This window comes from Flavobacterium beibuense F44-8, from assembly GCF_000769915.1.
GTDB lineage: Bacteria > Bacteroidota > Bacteroidia > Flavobacteriales > Flavobacteriaceae > Flavobacterium > Flavobacterium beibuense.
The window spans coordinates 122,941-138,752 of the sequence record NZ_JRLV01000009.1 but is presented as its reverse complement, the minus strand read 5'-3'; the positions used below and the strand labels follow the sequence as shown (position 1 = coordinate 138,752).

The window sequence follows — 15,812 nt, the reverse complement described above, 5'->3', positions numbered from 1 at the left end:
AACAATGAGAAATATTTTTGTTTTGGCATTAGCCATGTTTGCCGTAGTGGCAAAAGCTCAGGATGTAAAAGTAATGAGCTACAACATCCGTCTTGATGTAGCAAGCGACAGAGAAAACCGATGGGATAACCGTAAAGACATGCTTGCAGGGCAGGTACTTTTTTTTGAACCCGACTTTATGGGAGTGCAGGAAGCACTACCACACCAAATGCAGTATCTGGACAGTACACTGGTTCAATATGATCATATAGGTGTAGGTCGTGATGACGGAAAAAATAAAGGTGAATTCTCGGCTATATTCTATAATAAGTCAAAATACAAAATGCTGGAAAATCATACTTTCTGGTTATCTGAAACTCCCGATGTACCTTCTAAAGGATGGGATGCTGCCTACAACCGCGTTTGTACTTACGGATTGTTTGAAAACAACAAAACCAAACAGAAAATATGGATATTCAATACTCATTTTGACCATGTAGGCAATGTTGCACGTACAAACAGCGTTAAAATGATAACAGATAAGATTAAGGAAGTAAATAAAGACAATCTTCCGTTTGCGGTTACGGGCGACTTTAATCTGGAAGAAAATACCGAAAGTATTAAACTGATGTCATCACTGCTTAACGATTCTAAAAAAGTAGCTAAGATGGTTTTTGGGCCTGACGGTACATTCAATGCCTTTGAATTTCATAAACCGGTAACCAACAGAATAGATTACATATTTGTACCTCAAAAAGGTGTGAAAGTTGTAAAATATGCTGTTTTAAGCGACTCTAAGGATTGTAGGTATCCTTCAGACCACTTACCGGTGTATGTGGAGCTAAAAGTAAAATAAAACACTCCTATAAATAAAAAATCCCGGTAGTACCGGGATTTTTTATTTATTCTTCTATTATTACTCGTTCAGTTTTTGGTATTACAGTTATACTGTATGGAGTAGTAATTGCCATTGTTGCATTTTCTCCCGGTTCCGGTTTCCTTATGCTTACTTTTACCGTAGCAACATTACCTTCAACCATTACACTGCGTACACCTATACTGTAACCTCCCGATGATTTTTGACCTAAAAACAGCGCCACCACGTTATTCGTATCAAAATCAACATGAGGAGCATCTCCTAGGTTCAGTTCGCTGTATAACGACTGTAAATCATCCTGGTTGGTTATAACCATATCAGAACGTTGTTCTCTCCCGCCGTAAGCCGACTGCTGTAAAATTTCAAAGCTCACTATACCTGTAGCATTAATATTATTAACAATGTTGATTCGGCATCCGGTTACTACCAAAAGTACGATAAAAAGGCTGGCTAGTTTTTTCATTATTTGTGTTTTAAGGCTTTTTTATATAATCTTTCGTATAAAGGTACGATATTCTGAATATCAAACTCCTGAGCCACTTTTAAGGCATTATTTTTAAATTTAAGTAATATCTCGTCATCTTCCAAAATAGAGATTGCCCTTTTTGCCATAGTTTCTACATCACCTACATCGGCAAGGTAGCCTGAATAGCCTTCCCTGTTAACCTCCGGTAAACCTCCCGTGTTACTTGATATAACCGGAACTCCGTTTGCCATGGCTTCGAGAGCGGCAAGACCAAAGCTTTCAGTTTCAGATGGCAAAAGGAACAAGTCACTAAAACATAAAATTTCGTTGATCTCATTACTGTTACCAAAAAAGATAACTTTATCGGTAAGCCCCAGTTCATCACAAAGCTTTTCTGCAGGTTCTTTTTCTGGTCCGTCACCCACAAGCATAAGCTTGGCAGGCATGACCTTTTGTACCTCGTTAAATATCCTTATAACATCAGGTATACGTTTCACCTTCCTGAAGTTACTGATGTGTGTAATGATTTTTTGCTTTTCGGTAGCCATCATAGAGCGGTGACACGGAGAGTTTTCCTCCAGTTTTTTCTTGTCCACCTCTATAAAGTTAGGGATAACCTCAATATCTCTTTTAATATCAAACAGCTTGTAGGTATCATCTTTTAAAGCCTGAGATACTGATGTTACCACATCACTATGGTTAATACTGAAACTTACTGCCGGCTTATAGAACGGGTGGTTACCAACAAGGGTAATATCGGTACCGTGAAGTGTGGTTACCATAGGGATTTTAATTCCCTGTTCCTTCAGCATCTTTTTAGCCATATACCCTGCATAGGCATGTGGTATGGCATAGTGCACGTGCAGTAGTTCTATACCGTGAAGCTTTACCATATCTACCAGTTTACTGGAAAGTGCCAGTTCATAAGGCTGATAATGAAACAAAGGATATTCGGGAACGTGTACTTCGTGATAATGTAAATTAGGATTCAATAGGGCAAGGCGCACGGGCTGACTGTAGGTAATAAAGTGTATTTCGTGACCGCGGCGTGCCAGTTCCAAGCCAAGTTCGGTAGCGACAACTCCACTACCACCAAAGGTTGGATAACAAACTATAGCGATTTTCATATAAGATTTAAACTAAATAAAGAGTAACGAAATTAAATAAAAAAAACGGTCGGAACCGTCTTTATTCAGAAATTAACGTAATAAATACCCTAATAAAAATTATTTTGATTTTAAATTGGCTTCATACAAATCTATCCACTGCTGTGGTGTCATTTTAGAAACCAGTTCACCTATAAGTTCAAACGGAATGTTTTCGGGCTTTTTAAAGCGTATACAGCTTTTCCCCATATCCAGTTTGGTTTTAACATGTTTAGGATACTCTGCCACAAACCAGTCATAAAGTTCCTTATCAGCATATACCCCCATGTGGTATAAAGCTATAAAGTTTTTTTGGGAAGCAATACTCATAAAAGGCAACGGCAGCTTAGGATCACAATGATACCCCGGTGCGTAAGCAGAATGCGGTACTACCCATCCTATCATACCATACGAAATACCTTCCTGAAAACCCTTTGGCAAATTGCTTACAATAGTTGCACGAAGTTTCTCAATTACATCCCTTCTTTCTTCGGGGATGGCGTTTAGGTATTCTTCAACACTGTCGGCTTTATACTGCATATCCTTTGGTTTTATAGTTTATTACTATTTGATAACGGCGTCCTGTATTATCTTTTGAATATCTTCCCTTATATTCTCTTTAGAAAGTTTGTTTTCTTTTGCTTCAGGGTACGTTCTGTTAGAAAGGAAAACATACACAACTCCGTTTACAGGGTCGGCCCATGCCATAGTTCCGGTAAAGCCTGTATGACCAAAACTCGATTTTGAAACACAGTCACACGTAGGTCCCGGATTCTCAATTTGAGGTTTATCCAAGCCAAGTCCTCTCCTATTGCCTTCATCACAACCATAGCAGGTATTAAAGGTATCAAAAGTTTCCTGAGAAAAGAAACGGTGTCCTCCATACTCTCCTCCGTTAAGGTACATCTGCATAATCTTGGCAACGTCAAGACTGTTAGAGAACAGTCCGGCATGGCCACCTACTCCGTCTTCCATTGCTGCCCCCATATCGTGTACATAACCCTGTATGGTTTGGTAACGGAAGTAGTTATCAACCTCTGTTGGCGGAATTAAACTCATATCCCATTTACGTAACGGGTTATAAGTAGTATGTGCCGCACCCAGTGGTTTATAAAAAGCCTCATCACTTAACACTGCAAGACTTTTTTTGTTAAGCCTTTCAAGATATGTTTTAAGCAAAATGAAGGTAAAATCACTATAACGATATTTCTTTTCGGTAAGCAGTTTACTATCGGCTATACGTTGTACAATAGTATCGGGGTAGTCCTTTCTAAGGTACAGCATCTCTGCCACCTGATTTGGGAATTCTGCCGAATAAGTATCCCTGTAATATTTTTGCGACGGATGATTTGTACTGTCAAGCGTTGCTACATAAAAAGGCATCCAGGGCTGTAAACGTGCCTGGTGTAGCAGCATGTCTTTTAATATAATATCCTTTTTATCAGTATTTTTAAACTCGGCAAGCATATCACCCAGTTTAGTGTCCATTTTTATTTTACCCTTATCATACAGTTGCATTACGTGTGGCAATGTAGATAGTATTTTGGTAAGCGAAGCCACATCATACGTATCAGCGTTACTAACCTTAGTATCCTTATCATAAGTATGATAACCGTATGATTTTTGATATACCACTTTACCGTTACGGGCAACAAGCACCTGTAATCCAGGAGTCATATTACCATCAATGGCTTTTTGAGCAACAAGGTCAATTTGTGTTAGCCTTGCTGCATCCATACCGGCATTCCCCGGAGTTGTAAAGCCCAGCCTGTTTACAGTTTCGGTATCAATACCCGTATTAACCTTATACATACTGTTTATAGAAACAGGCAGTTTACCTTTAGCACCCACAGCACCAAAAATAACCTCGGCAGCTACAGTTTCGGCAATAGTATTATTCTGGTATGCCAATACTACACTTTTTATATTACCGAAGTCCTTGATTTGCATCAACGCATAAGGTTTTACAAAAGCAGCAAGTATAACAGGTCTTTCCTTAGCTATAGCCTGAATCCAGTTTAGTTCTTCCTGTTTGAAATTATGGTTTTTCCAGGCTCCGTCTGCCTTATGGAAACCAATAATTACTTTAGTAACATCTTTTAGTTTTTCCTTATAAAGCGGTAATGATTCTTCTTCAAGAATAGTAATATCGGCATACGCCTGAAGCTTTTCTACAAAGTCATCATTATCGGCATCACCCATTTTTATATAGGCGATTTTTTCGTTTACAAGGCTGCGAACAGGTAATATATTATCCTCGTTTTTAAATACGGTTACCGCATTTTCGTATAACTGGTAATTTAAATCGTCGTAAGCATAATCATTAAGGTCTGAATACAGATGCTTCAGGTCTATAGCTTTGTATTTATTAAGTCCTGCCCTGTATTTATAAGCCAATATTTTTTTAACCGAATAAGCCAGCCTTTGCTCACTAAGTACACGGTTAGCATAGGCTTCCTTAAACTTCTCTATAGCAAGTGGCACATTTTCGGCAAACAGTAGAACATCATTACCAGCTAAAAAAGCCTCAAGATCTATCTCGCCCGGCTGCATATAATTACTGGCACCTTTCATATTAAGTGCATCAGTAAAAATAAGTCCGTCATAACCCATTTCGTTTTTCACGATATTGGTTATCACATTGTATGATAACGACGTAGGGTAATTCTCGGTAGCCTCTATACTTGGTACATTAAGGTGAGCCACCATTATACTGGCAAGTCCTTCGTTAAAGAGTTTTTTATACGGATAGAACTCTAAGTTTCTTAAACGTTCTTCGGTAAATGGTAAGTATGGTAATGAGTAATGCGAATCAGAAGCCGTATCACCATGTCCCGGGAAGTGTTTACCAGTTGCATACACTCCCTGACTTTGCAAACCTTTCATTAAGGCTAGAGCCCTTTCGGTTACGTTCTCTTTATCTTCTCCAAAAGAACGGTTACCGATAATAGGATTTTCGGGATTTACGTTAATATCCAATACCGGAGCAAAATTGAAATGGATTCCCATTCGGCGGGACTGCATGCCCATTTGTTCTCCCATTTTTTCAATAAGGCGCATATCCTGAACGGCACCAAGTGTCATATTCCACGGATAACGGTAGGTGGAATCCAGCCTCATGCTTAATCCCCACTCGCCGTCTATACCTATAAAAAGAGGTGTTTTTGCTGCTGCCTGATAACGGTTGGTAAGCTTTGCCTGCCTAACAGGACCACCCTGAAAAAATATCAGTCCGCCTACCTTATAATCCTTAACAAGGTTTTCCACTTCCTGCTCATGAGCTGCATCCTTGTTAGAATATGCCGCTACCATAAACAGTTGTCCTACCCTCTCTTCAAAACTCAGCGAAGTATAAACACTGTCAGCCCATTTTCGTTCGGCTTCCGTTTTATAGTCAGTAAAGTCGGGATTGTACTGCGCAAAGGCAGCTTTTATCGAAAGAAGAAAAAGTATCGTGTAAAACCTCATTAAATATATGCTTTTTAAAAATAACAAAATCATCACTATACTGGCGTAGAATGATGATTTACATACTAATATCAGTCCTTTTTAAAAGAAACGACTGTGCCAGCTCTCTCCTGCAGGTACCTCCCAATAATCCTGCCATTCTCCTACGGTATTCACAAGATTATTAAAAACGATGGTATTTGCAGAAACCGATTTGGCTTTTGCCATTTTCCTGAACTCAATAAGCGGTTTATGAGTAATGTGCTCACCCTGCTTAAAGGTTACATTCATTTTGTCCAGCAGGTCTACATCATATTTCTTTTCAAGCTCCTGTATAAAATGCACTGAAGCATCTATAGAACAGCCTGTTGCTGCCTGACTATCCTGGTTAACAGCCAGTATAATAAACCTGCTATATTTTATTTGATAAGAAGCCTCTAAGCCCGAGCCGTGTGCAGCCCAGTTTTCTATGAAAGCTTTTAATGCCTCATCTATTTCGGAAATTTCCTCATCGGAGAATTTCCTGTTTGACTGATAAATCCAAACTCTGGATTCCTCAGGTAGTGTATCAAAGGGAACGTACATAATTAATTTTTATAAATCCTTCGCATTGGCAATTAGTTCTGCCACATCCATTACTTGAACATTCGCTTCCCTGTTCTTGGCCTTAACACCGTCGGTTAACATGGTATTACAAAACGGACAGCCCGCTGCAATAATCTCCGGATTGGTTTCAAGGGCATCTTCTGTCCTTTCCACATTTACATCCTTATCCCCTTTTTCAGGCTCTTTAAACATCTGCGCGCCACCGGCACCACAGCAAAGCCCGTTACGACGGGAACGTTTCATTTCAACCAGTTCGGCATCCAGCTTTTCTATAAGGTCGCGTGGTGCTTCATATACATTGTTTGCCCTGCCCAGGTAGCACGGGTCGTGAAAAGTAATTTTCTTACCCTTAAACTGGCCACCTTCAATTGTAAGCCTGCCATCATCTAAAAGCGACTTTAAAAACTCAGTGTGGTGAACCACTTCATATTTGCCCCCTAAACCGGGATATTCATTTTTAATTGTATTAAAACAGTGCGGACAAGCAGTTACAATTTTCTTAACCTCATAACCGTTTAGTACCTCAATATTCATCATGGCCTGCATTTGGAAAAGAAACTCATTTCCGGCTCTCTTCGCAGGGTCTCCTGTACAACTCTCTTCTGTACCTAATACTGCAAACGGAACATTAGCCTGATTAAGTATCTTAACAAATGCTTTTGTTATTTTTTTTGCTCTGTCGTCAAAACTCCCTGAGCAACCTACCCAAAATAAAACTTCGGGTTGTTTACCCTGGGCCATCATTTCGGCCATTGTTGGCACTGTTAAATTTTCCTGACTCATATCTTATTCGTGTTTGCCATCGTCAAAAACCTGGATGGTCACTTCTTTTTCTACTAAATCTGTAAATTTTCCTCTGTAACGTGTAGCCTTAACAAGGTGGTTATCTATCCAGTGATAGTTACCTCCCCTTGGTTTGCCCATAAGCATACCGTGGTATTTAAAGCCGTGTTTTTTTAACCACTCTTCGGTTACACCTCTATGCTCTTCGGTACGTGATGTGAAAAAGAAAATCACGTGTCCTTCATCATACCACTTATTAAGGGTAACTAAAGCATCTGGGTACACCTCGGCAGTTGCCATTCTTTCCGGCTCTTCATTTGGGATATCGTCACAAATAGTACCGTCTATATCGATAAGATAGTTTTTTATCCCCGGAGGAAGTACCGGACTCAAATGCTCACCGTTAATAGTTAACGGAAGTAAATTTTTATCTATTTCTTCTTTTTTCATTATGCTTCATCTTTCCAGTTTAACCTATCCATCTGACTGTATTGCCATGGAGCACCATTGTTCTCCACATTCGTCATCATATTGTTAAGCTCTGTTGGGGCAGCGCTTTGTTCCATTACAAGATACCTTCTCATATCCATTATAATGGAAAGAGGATCTATATTTACCGGGCAGGCCTCTACACAGCCGTTACAGCTTGTACATGCCCAAAGCTCTTCCTGAGTGATATAATCGTTAAGTAGTGATTTACCATCATCTACAAACGTACCGTTGTTGGCATCAATATTTTTGCCTACTTCTTCTACCCTGTCCCTGGTATCCATCATAATCTTTCTAGGCGAAAGTTTTTTACCTGTAAGGTTTGCAGGGCACGAAGATGTACATCTACCACACTCAGTACAGGTATAGGCATTCATTAACTGAACCCAATTTAAATCCTGAACATCACTGGCACCAAATTTAGCCGGAGCCTCGGCAGCATCTCCTGCAGGAGCAGCAAACGGATCGGCATTAGGGTCCATCATTAACTTAACCTCATTTGTAACCGATTCCAGGTTATCAAACTGACCTTTAGGTTTAAGGTTAGCATAAAATGTATTAGGGAAAGCCAATAATATGTGTAAGTGTTTAGAGAAATACAGGTAATTCATAAAAATAAGGATACCTGTAATGTGCATCCACCATGCAGCACGCTCTATAATGATTACAGTACCTTCACTCATTCCTCTAAATATAGGTTCTATAAACTGAGATATAGGGAATGAGCCGGCTGCTATGTAATGCTCGGCTCCTGCCATTTGTAAATGAAAATCGGCAGCATTCATGGTAAGGAACAATAACATTAGTACCGTTTCAAAGTACAGGATAATGTTACCGTCACTTTTTGGCCAGCCTTTAAGGTCGCCATGAGCAAAACGCCACAGTTTAATTATGTTTCTCCTGATATAGAATATTGCAACAGAAACGATAACACCCAGTGCAAGTATTTCAAAAAATCCTATAAGAACATTATAAAAGCCTCCCATAAATGAGAACAGCCTGTGGGTACCAAAAATACCGTCTATAATAATTTCTAAAAGTTCAATATTTATAACAACAAATCCCACATAAACAATAATGTGCAGTATACCGGCAACCGGTCTTCTAACCATTTTAGACTGCCCAAGGGCTATTCTTGTCATGTTAGCCCAGCGTTCCTTTGGGTTATCGGTACGGTCTATATCCCTGCCCAGCTTAATGTTCCTGATTAGTTTTTTTATATTACGCGCAAAATAACCAAAGCCTGCGGCAAGTATAAGTACAAAAAGTATATTGTCTATATAGCTCATGTTATTGTAGGGTGATTATGTTATATATACCTCGTTTCCTTTATTCTTTTGTTTCGTTATATGGTGTTGCTTTCTTTCCGAAAACCGAAAAATGCACATAGCGTTTCGGGTTGTTTTTAAAGTCGGCAAGCAGCTCTTTAAGTTCGTTTGAAGCATCTGTAAGGTTATTGTACATAGCCTCGTCTTTCATTAGTTTACCTAATGTACCTTTTCCTGCCTGTACATCGGCAAGCATTTTATCTACATTATCAAGTGAGTTTTCCAGCTTTCTAACCGCCTCACCTATATTGGCATTATTAATAGTATCACTAATCTTAGCAAAGTTAGCCGAAGCAACTTCCATATTAGTAAGTGTACCGTTAATTTTAGACTTGTTATCAGACAGCATACCATTAAGAGAATGTGAAGCCTGATTAAACTGCTCCATAGTCTGTCTCATCTCTGCAATAGCTACCCTAAGGTTTTGTTGTGTTTTCAGGTCCATAACCTGATTTATACTTGTCAAAAGACTGTCAGCACTTACAACAGTAGCTTCTACTTTGCTTTGAAGCGGCCCCAGTTTTTCGGTAACCATATCAATAGTACCCGGCTCTACTCCTGCTGTTAGATAATCTCCGTTTTCGGCAGCTACAGGATTGTTCATATCCGGAGCAATAGCAATTTTCCTACCTGCTATCAATCCCGGAGAATATAATACGGCACGGCTGGTTTTAGAAATAGGAAAATCAGTATCTACCTGCATTTCCACTTTAAGCTTACCGGTTTCTTTATCTATAGTTATACCATGCACCTTACCTACAGCAAGACCGTTTATAGTTACCTGTGCAGAAGGTGATAAATCTTCCACGTTATCATACACAACATAATATGTTTTGTAAGAATTAAATAAATCCTTACCGTTTAAGAAGCTAAAGCCCCAAATAAATAATAAAACAGCACCTATAACTAATATTGCCGTTTTAACTTCTCTCGTTACTTTCAAAACTGATTATTTTAATAAAAAACAAATGTAGGGTAAATAAATAATTTTATTGCAAATATTATTTTAAAGCTTCGCTAACAGATATCTTTTTTCCATCCTTAAAGGCTACTAAAAATGCATCTTTATAACCTTTATCCTTAGCTTCACTCAATAGGTTTTTAGCCTCATTATAGTCAGACACCTCTCCGTAATAATAGCGTACCATTTTTCCGTCCTTAAGTTTACTGATATTGTTAAGTCCCTTAAAGTTAGATGGTGTAGTAGCAAGATCTGTAGTGCTTGCAGAAATCTGAACCTTAAATACGGCTCCGTTTTTAGCAGGCTGTACTGCAGGTTTCACATCATCTTTATCATTACTTTTAGGTGTAGTTTTTACAGGTGAAGCACTCCCGGAAGAAAAATGTTCTTTTTTATATTTAATTATACTATTAGCAATAGATTCTGACATGTCTTTTTTCCCTTTATCAGAATTAAGGTAAGCACCTTCTGACTTATAAGATATGAAGCCCATTTCGATTAATATACCTGGCATGGCTATACCATGAAGCACCCAAAAAGGAGCATCTTTCACTCCCCTGTCATTACGTTTTAAACCACTGGTAAAGCCCTGTTGTACTGCAACAGCTGCCTCAAAGCTTTCCTGCCTGTATGCTTCCTGCATAAGTTTAATAGCTATAACAGTCTCAGGGTTATTAGGGTCAAAGTTTTTATACACCTCCTTATTATCCTCCATATCTACCACGGCATTCTCCTTTTTTGCTACCTCAAGGTTAGAAGCATTTTTAGTTAAACCCATAATAAAGGTCTCCGCCCCGTGTGCTGTTCTTTTGGACTCTGCATTACAGTGTATAGAAACAAAAAGATTTGCATCTGCCTTGTTTGCAATTTTAGGTCTGTCTATAAGTTCAATAAATACATCTGTTTTACGGGTGTATATAACTTCTATATCACTTTCTTTTTCCAGTATCTTTCCTACTTTCAAAGCAACATCGAGTACAATGTTTTTTTCTACATATCCACCATAGCTGGCACCATAGTCTTTACCACCATGACCTGCATCAAGTACAACTTTAAATTTTTGGCTTCCCTGTCCGTAACCGGTTGTAAACACCATTATAAACAGAAATAGCCCAAGCATTTTTTTTATGTTCCCTTTCATTATCTTCTTGTTATTGTTCAGCTTAGGTTTATAATAAGATTTAGCAATTTTTTTTGGCAAAATTATTGTATGTTTGACACTTCAAAAAGTAAGCCATATTTTTACAAAAATAGCATTAAAACCGTTGCGCACAAACTTATTTCATATCGTTTTATCAGCAATTTTCCTAACAATTATGAGTTGGAATTCCCATGCACAGGAAATTCGCACAGAAGGAAAAGAGATACCTGCTGAGAATAAGGAAACTACCGAAATAGCTGAACCTAAACCTAATGACACACTTGAAGTATCATTACAGGAACCCGTTAAAAAGGTAGAAAACGACACTAATAAGAAAAATGGTGGTATTAATGATATAATTAAACGTAAAGCTTCTAAATATGAAGGGTACGATATGCGCACCAACATTGGTACTTTATATGATAATGCTGAAATTGAGTATCAGGACATGCAGCTTAAGGCCGGTGTTATTAAATACAACAAAGTTACCAATGAGGTTTTTGCCGGTAGAATGAAAGACTCTACAGGCGCTTACTCTCAATACCCTTATTTTAAACAGGGAAGCCAGGTTATTGAAGCCGACTCTATTCACTTTAACACCATTACTAAAAAAGCACGTGTTTGGAATACCCGAACAGACCAGGGTGAATTTTGGGTTAAAGGCGAGATAACAAAAAAAGAAAACGATTCTGTATATTACATATATCGTGGTAGCTTCACTACTTCTAAAGACATAGAGAATCCTGATTACGAATTTAGAACCAATAAAATTAAATTTGTACCCAATAAAAAAGTTGTTGTTGGTGTAACTGTAATGTGGATACAGGATGTACCTACGCCTATTATAGGTCCGTTTTTTTACTTCCCTATGACAAAAGAAGCTGCATCGGGTTTTATAGTACCAACTTTTGGTGATAACAACAATCAGGGATACTTTTTACAAAACGGTGGTTACTATTTTGCCATAAGTGATTATATGGACTTAGCCGTTACCGGTGACTATTATACAAACGGAAGTTATGGTTTAAGAGGACAGTCAAACTACGCAAAACGATATAAGTATAGAGGTAATGTAAATGTACGTTTTGAAAATATTGTACAAAGTGAGCGCGGTTTTCCCGATTATTCTCGCGCAAGGCAATACAATATACAATGGTCACACAGTCAGGACTCCAAAGCAAATCCAAACTCAAGGTTTTCTGCCAGTGTTAACTTAGGTAGTAGCCAGTACTTCAGGCAGTCGTTAAATACAGTAAACGTAGGTTCGAGTCTTAATAATACCTTAAGCTCATCTGTTAGTTATTCCAAAACGTTCCAAACTGTGCCTCAGGTAAACCTGTCGTTAACAGCAAGACATTCGCAAAATACCAATACCGAAACCATTACCATGAGCCTACCTACACTACAAGCCAGTGTAGACAGGATATTCCCTTTTGCATCTGCAGATGAGCCTAAAAAAGGCTTCATCAAAAACATAAACCTTCAGTATAACCTTAGAGGTGAAAACAGTGTAAACACTACCGACTCCCTTTTCTTTAAACCTCAAATGTTTAAAGACATGAGAACAGGTTTACAACACAGCATACCTATAAGCACCAACTTTAAGGTATTTAAATATTTTAGTGTTTCTGCAGGAACAAACTTTCAGGAAACCTGGGTGCTAAACACTATTAACCGAGAGTACAACCAAACAAGCGGTAAAGTAGAAACTACAGATCTTAAAGGTTTTGATGCATACAGAACTTATAACTTTACTTCAAGTATAGGTACCACTATTTACGGTACGTTTAACTTTAATCCCGATGGTAAAATACAGGCAATACGTCACGTTATGAGACCATCGGTATCGTATAGCTATACCCCTTCTTTCGATCAGTATTATGATACTTATCCTACTGATGCCAATCAAAATTACGAAAAATACTATACCCGATTTGAAGGTGGTCTTTTTGGTGCTCCCGGAAGAAATATCTCAAACAGTATAGGTCTTGGCCTTAACAATACCTTTGAAGCCAAAATGCGAAATGATGACGAATCATCAGATGAGCCTAAAAAAGTAATGCTGCTTAACAACCTTAATTTTACAACAAACTATAACATTGCAGCCGATTCGCTTGCATGGTCACCTTTAAGAATAACAGGTGGTACAGCATTATTTAACCAAAAGCTTAACGTAAACTTTGGCGCCTCTCTTGACCCTTATGCCTTAGATAATAGCGGAACCAGAATAGATACTTACAACATTAACAATGGTGGAAGTCTTTTCAGGCTAACAAATGCTAACCTTACATTAGGATATTCGTTTACAAGCCGTGGTGATTCGGGCTCTAAAAAGAACTCTGATAACCAAACAGCACGTAACGGTGGTCGTGAAGATGACCTTTTTGGTACAGGTACCGATATGAGCGACCAAAGACAAAGTATGTTTAATGAGGATGATGAAGATAAACCGGATAAAGCCGGAGGAACATTTTTTAATGCCGTTATCCCTTTTGATTTAAGGCTTGCTTATTCACTTAATTACAATAACGCCAGAAGACAAAAGGAAATTACGGGTAACTCCCTAATGGTGTCGGGTAATATAGATATTACACCTAAATGGAAAATGGGCTTTTCTACCGGTTACGACTTTGTAAATAACGGTATAACATTTACACAGCTGCGTTTTGAACGCGATCTTTCCAGCTGGCGTATGGACTTTAACTGGGTACCTAACGGATATAATAAATACTGGAGCTTCTTTATCGGTATTAAGTCATCAGTACTTAGCGATATTAAGTGGGATAAACGCCAGGTGCCAGACAGAACCGTAGGTAACTAGTAATCGTTATATAATTTTTTACTGTTAAAACCTTAAATCTGATTTTATCTGAAAAGCAGATTTAGCATTATCATATAGTATGAAAAAAATAATTTTTACAGATAAGGCTCCTGCTCCTATAGGACCTTACAATCAGGCTGTACTTAGCGGCGATACACTTTATACATCAGGACAAATTGCCATTAATCCTGCAAACGGAGAACTGGTACTTGATGATATTGAAACCGAAACCAAACAGGTAATGGAGAACATGAAAGCAGTTCTTGAAGCGGCTGACATGACTTTTAGCGACGTGGTTAAGTCAACTATCTTTATTAGTGATATGAATAACTTCGGGAAAATAAACGGCGTATACAGCGCTTATTTTGACGAAAAAACTGCACCTGCAAGAGAAACGGTTCAGGTAGCATGCCTTCCAAAAAATGTTAACGTAGAAATTTCTATGGTTGCTGTGAAATAGCCTGTAAAAGCAGCTCTGCCGTGGCAGGGTTTGTAGCAAGTGGCACATTATGCACATCACAAACACGTATAAGCATATTAATATCCGCTTCGTGAGCATGACTCGCAAGCGGATCTTTAAAAAAGAAAACCATTTGTGTTTTCCCTTCGGCTACCCTGGCGGCAATTTGAGCGTCACCGCCCAGTGGTCCCGAAAGCATCTTATTTACTTTAAACCCGGCTTTTTCTGCCTTACTGCCCGTAGTACCTGTTGAAACAAGATTAATATGCTCTTTATCCAAAAGAGGCTTATTCTTGTTTAAAAATTGTACCATTTCGGCTTTCATACCATCGTGGGCAATAATAGCAATTTCCATAGTAAAGAGTATATATTGTTAGTTTAACTTATGGTATTCAATAAGACCATCTATAGGCCTTCTCAATACATTACCAAGTTTAAGTCCGTTTTTAGATAATACCTCACCCAGTTCGGTTTTAAGGTAAAATGCAATCGAACCAACAAAGTGTACAGGCACTTCATGTGCATTGTCGTACTGAGTGATGTAGCAATCTACAAAAGTTTGCATAGCATCAACAATAATTCCTTTTATGAAACTATCATCTTTATGTTGAATTAAAAACTTAGCAAAAGTAGCAAGGTAAGCATTTGGATTTGGCTCCTTGTACAGGTTATGCTTAATTACATCAGGGTCAAGATTATATTCTGCAGCAAATAGTTTTGCAAGGTTTTCCGGCATTTTATTAAAGTAATAAGCACGGATAAGATCCCTACCAAAACGGTTACCGCTACAGTCGTCCATAGCGATATAACCTAAAGACTGTACTTTTTGATGAAGCACTTCACCATCAAAGTAACTACAGTTAGAACCTGTACCTAATATACAAATAATAGATTTTTCTTTTGAAGGATTTGTTGCATAGGCAGCAGCATAAGTATCTTCCTGTACAGACACTTCGGCATTTGGAAAAAATTCAACAAAAATATCTGTCATAAATTTTTTCATCCTGTCTGTACCACAACCGGCACCATAAAAATATAAATGAGTTACATCTTTACGATTGTTAGAAATATCAAAGCGGGCCTCAAGCCTTTGTATGGCTTCTTCCTTACCAATAACCTCAGGACTCAGTCCTAAAGTCTGCGTTGTAAAAAGCCGATTGCCATTATCATCAAGAGCAATCCAGTCGGCTTTTGTAGCACCGCTGTCTACTAGTAATTTCATCTTTAAAAATTAAGTGTGTTTTGAGTTAAGTTTGAGTTTTGTTATTATGTACTCAGCCTACCTTATATTAAAATAGCGTTAAGTTTG

15 protein-coding genes are annotated in these 15,812 nt (G+C 38.3%); 3 read left to right on the top strand and 12 right to left on the bottom strand.

The features are described from left to right. Window positions 1-4 precede the first annotated feature (4 nt). Window positions 5-835 (top strand): endonuclease/exonuclease/phosphatase family protein, encoded by an 831-nt coding sequence (locus Q763_RS09745; protein ID WP_035133662.1) that lies wholly within the window; start codon window positions 5-7, stop codon window positions 833-835. Window positions 836-881: 46 nt separating this feature from the next. Here Q763_RS09745 and Q763_RS09740 read toward each other — a convergent pair whose 3' ends face one another. The 10 genes from Q763_RS09740 to Q763_RS09695 all read right to left on the bottom strand — a co-directional run bounded on the left by Q763_RS09740 (window position 882) and on the right by Q763_RS09695 (window position 11,222). Continuing rightward, window positions 882-1,319, bottom strand: coding sequence for a protease complex subunit PrcB family protein (locus Q763_RS09740; protein ID WP_035133660.1), 438 nt, complete (start codon window positions 1,317-1,319; stop codon window positions 882-884). Further along, the gene (bshA, locus tag Q763_RS09735; RefSeq protein WP_035133659.1) at window positions 1,319-2,449 is read right to left on the bottom strand and encodes an N-acetyl-alpha-D-glucosaminyl L-malate synthase BshA; all 1,131 of its coding nucleotides are present in this window, start codon (window positions 2,447-2,449) and stop codon (window positions 1,319-1,321) included. Before bshA ends, Q763_RS09740 begins: the two co-directional genes overlap by 1 nt. A gap of 99 nt (window positions 2,450-2,548) precedes the next feature. Beyond that, the gene (locus Q763_RS09730; protein WP_035133657.1) at window positions 2,549-3,007 is read right to left on the bottom strand and encodes a DUF1801 domain-containing protein; all 459 of its coding nucleotides are present in this window, start codon (window positions 3,005-3,007) and stop codon (window positions 2,549-2,551) included. A gap of 24 nt (window positions 3,008-3,031) precedes the next feature. Then, the gene (locus Q763_RS09725) at window positions 3,032-5,935 is read right to left on the bottom strand and encodes a glycoside hydrolase family 3 N-terminal domain-containing protein (RefSeq protein WP_035133654.1); all 2,904 of its coding nucleotides are present in this window, start codon (window positions 5,933-5,935) and stop codon (window positions 3,032-3,034) included. Between the two features lie 81 nt (window positions 5,936-6,016). Beyond that, window positions 6,017-6,499: a hypothetical protein gene (locus Q763_RS09720; protein WP_035133653.1), complete on the bottom strand. Its 483-nt coding sequence runs from the start codon at window positions 6,497-6,499 to the stop codon at window positions 6,017-6,019. A gap of 9 nt (window positions 6,500-6,508) precedes the next feature. Beyond that, the gene (locus Q763_RS09715) at window positions 6,509-7,303 is read right to left on the bottom strand and encodes a (Fe-S)-binding protein (RefSeq protein ID WP_035133651.1); all 795 of its coding nucleotides are present in this window, start codon (window positions 7,301-7,303) and stop codon (window positions 6,509-6,511) included. A 3-nt stretch (window positions 7,304-7,306) separates the two neighbouring features. Beyond that, window positions 7,307-7,753, bottom strand: coding sequence for an LNS2 domain-containing protein (locus Q763_RS09710; RefSeq protein WP_035133649.1), 447 nt, complete (start codon window positions 7,751-7,753; stop codon window positions 7,307-7,309). Next, window positions 7,753-9,081 (bottom strand): (Fe-S)-binding protein, encoded by a 1,329-nt coding sequence (locus Q763_RS09705; RefSeq protein WP_035133648.1) that lies wholly within the window; start codon window positions 9,079-9,081, stop codon window positions 7,753-7,755. Before Q763_RS09705 ends, Q763_RS09710 begins: the two co-directional genes overlap by 1 nt. A 40-nt stretch (window positions 9,082-9,121) precedes the next feature. Further along, the gene (locus Q763_RS09700) at window positions 9,122-10,063 is read right to left on the bottom strand and encodes an MlaD family protein (RefSeq protein ID WP_035133646.1); all 942 of its coding nucleotides are present in this window, start codon (window positions 10,061-10,063) and stop codon (window positions 9,122-9,124) included. 58 nt (window positions 10,064-10,121) lie between these two features. Continuing rightward, entirely contained in the window at window positions 10,122-11,222 is a 1,101-nt protein-coding gene (locus tag Q763_RS09695; RefSeq protein ID WP_035133803.1) for an N-acetylmuramoyl-L-alanine amidase family protein, read from the bottom strand. A 175-nt stretch (window positions 11,223-11,397) separates the two neighbouring features. On the opposite strand from Q763_RS09695, the gene Q763_RS09690 reads away from it, so the two are divergent. Both Q763_RS09690 and Q763_RS09685 read left to right on the top strand, forming a co-directional pair. Beyond that, entirely contained in the window at window positions 11,398-14,043 is a 2,646-nt protein-coding gene (locus Q763_RS09690; RefSeq protein ID WP_232297518.1) for a putative LPS assembly protein LptD, read from the top strand. A gap of 79 nt (window positions 14,044-14,122) precedes the next feature. Next, entirely contained in the window at window positions 14,123-14,503 is a 381-nt protein-coding gene (locus tag Q763_RS09685) for a RidA family protein (RefSeq protein ID WP_035133644.1), read from the top strand. Here Q763_RS09685 and Q763_RS09680 read toward each other — a convergent pair. Together Q763_RS09680 and Q763_RS09675 are read right to left on the bottom strand one after the other, a co-directional pair. Continuing rightward, entirely contained in the window at window positions 14,484-14,858 is a 375-nt protein-coding gene (locus Q763_RS09680) for a methylglyoxal synthase (protein ID WP_035133643.1), read from the bottom strand. The genes Q763_RS09685 and Q763_RS09680 overlap by 20 nt on opposite strands. Window positions 14,859-14,876: 18 nt before the next feature. Further along, window positions 14,877-15,725, bottom strand: coding sequence for an N-acetylglucosamine kinase (locus Q763_RS09675; protein ID WP_035133641.1), 849 nt, complete (start codon window positions 15,723-15,725; stop codon window positions 14,877-14,879). Window positions 15,726-15,812: the final 87 nt, after the last annotated feature.

Excerpts from the sequence above, each read along its gene's own strand:
- Q763_RS09675 (WP_035133641.1), bottom strand. The coding sequence starts at position 15,725 with ATGAAATTACTAGTAGACAGCGGTGCTACAAAAGCCGACTGGATTGCT.
- Q763_RS09710 (WP_035133649.1), bottom strand. The coding sequence starts at position 7,753 with ATGAAAAAAGAAGAAATAGATAAAAATTTACTTCCGTTAACTATTAAC.
- Q763_RS09725 (WP_035133654.1), bottom strand. The coding sequence starts at position 5,935 with ATGAGGTTTTACACGATACTTTTTCTTCTTTCGATAAAAGCTGCCTTT.
- Q763_RS09730 (WP_035133657.1), bottom strand. The coding sequence starts at position 3,007 with ATGCAGTATAAAGCCGACAGTGTTGAAGAATACCTAAACGCCATCCCC.
- Q763_RS09715 (WP_035133651.1), bottom strand. The coding sequence starts at position 7,303 with ATGAGTCAGGAAAATTTAACAGTGCCAACAATGGCCGAAATGATGGCC.
- Q763_RS09695 (WP_035133803.1), bottom strand. The coding sequence starts at position 11,222 with ATGAAAGGGAACATAAAAAAAATGCTTGGGCTATTTCTGTTTATAATG.
- Q763_RS09705 (WP_035133648.1), bottom strand. The coding sequence starts at position 9,081 with ATGAGCTATATAGACAATATACTTTTTGTACTTATACTTGCCGCAGGC.
- Q763_RS09685 (WP_035133644.1), top strand. The coding sequence starts at position 14,123 with ATGAAAAAAATAATTTTTACAGATAAGGCTCCTGCTCCTATAGGACCT.
- Q763_RS09745 (WP_035133662.1), top strand. The coding sequence starts at position 5 with ATGAGAAATATTTTTGTTTTGGCATTAGCCATGTTTGCCGTAGTGGCA.
- bshA (WP_035133659.1), bottom strand. The coding sequence starts at position 2,449 with ATGAAAATCGCTATAGTTTGTTATCCAACCTTTGGTGGTAGTGGAGTT.
- Q763_RS09740 (WP_035133660.1), bottom strand. The coding sequence starts at position 1,319 with ATGAAAAAACTAGCCAGCCTTTTTATCGTACTTTTGGTAGTAACCGGA.
- Q763_RS09680 (WP_035133643.1), bottom strand. The coding sequence starts at position 14,858 with ATGGAAATTGCTATTATTGCCCACGATGGTATGAAAGCCGAAATGGTA.
- Q763_RS09690 (WP_232297518.1), top strand. The coding sequence starts at position 11,398 with ATGAGTTGGAATTCCCATGCACAGGAAATTCGCACAGAAGGAAAAGAG.
- Q763_RS09720 (WP_035133653.1), bottom strand. The coding sequence starts at position 6,499 with ATGTACGTTCCCTTTGATACACTACCTGAGGAATCCAGAGTTTGGATT.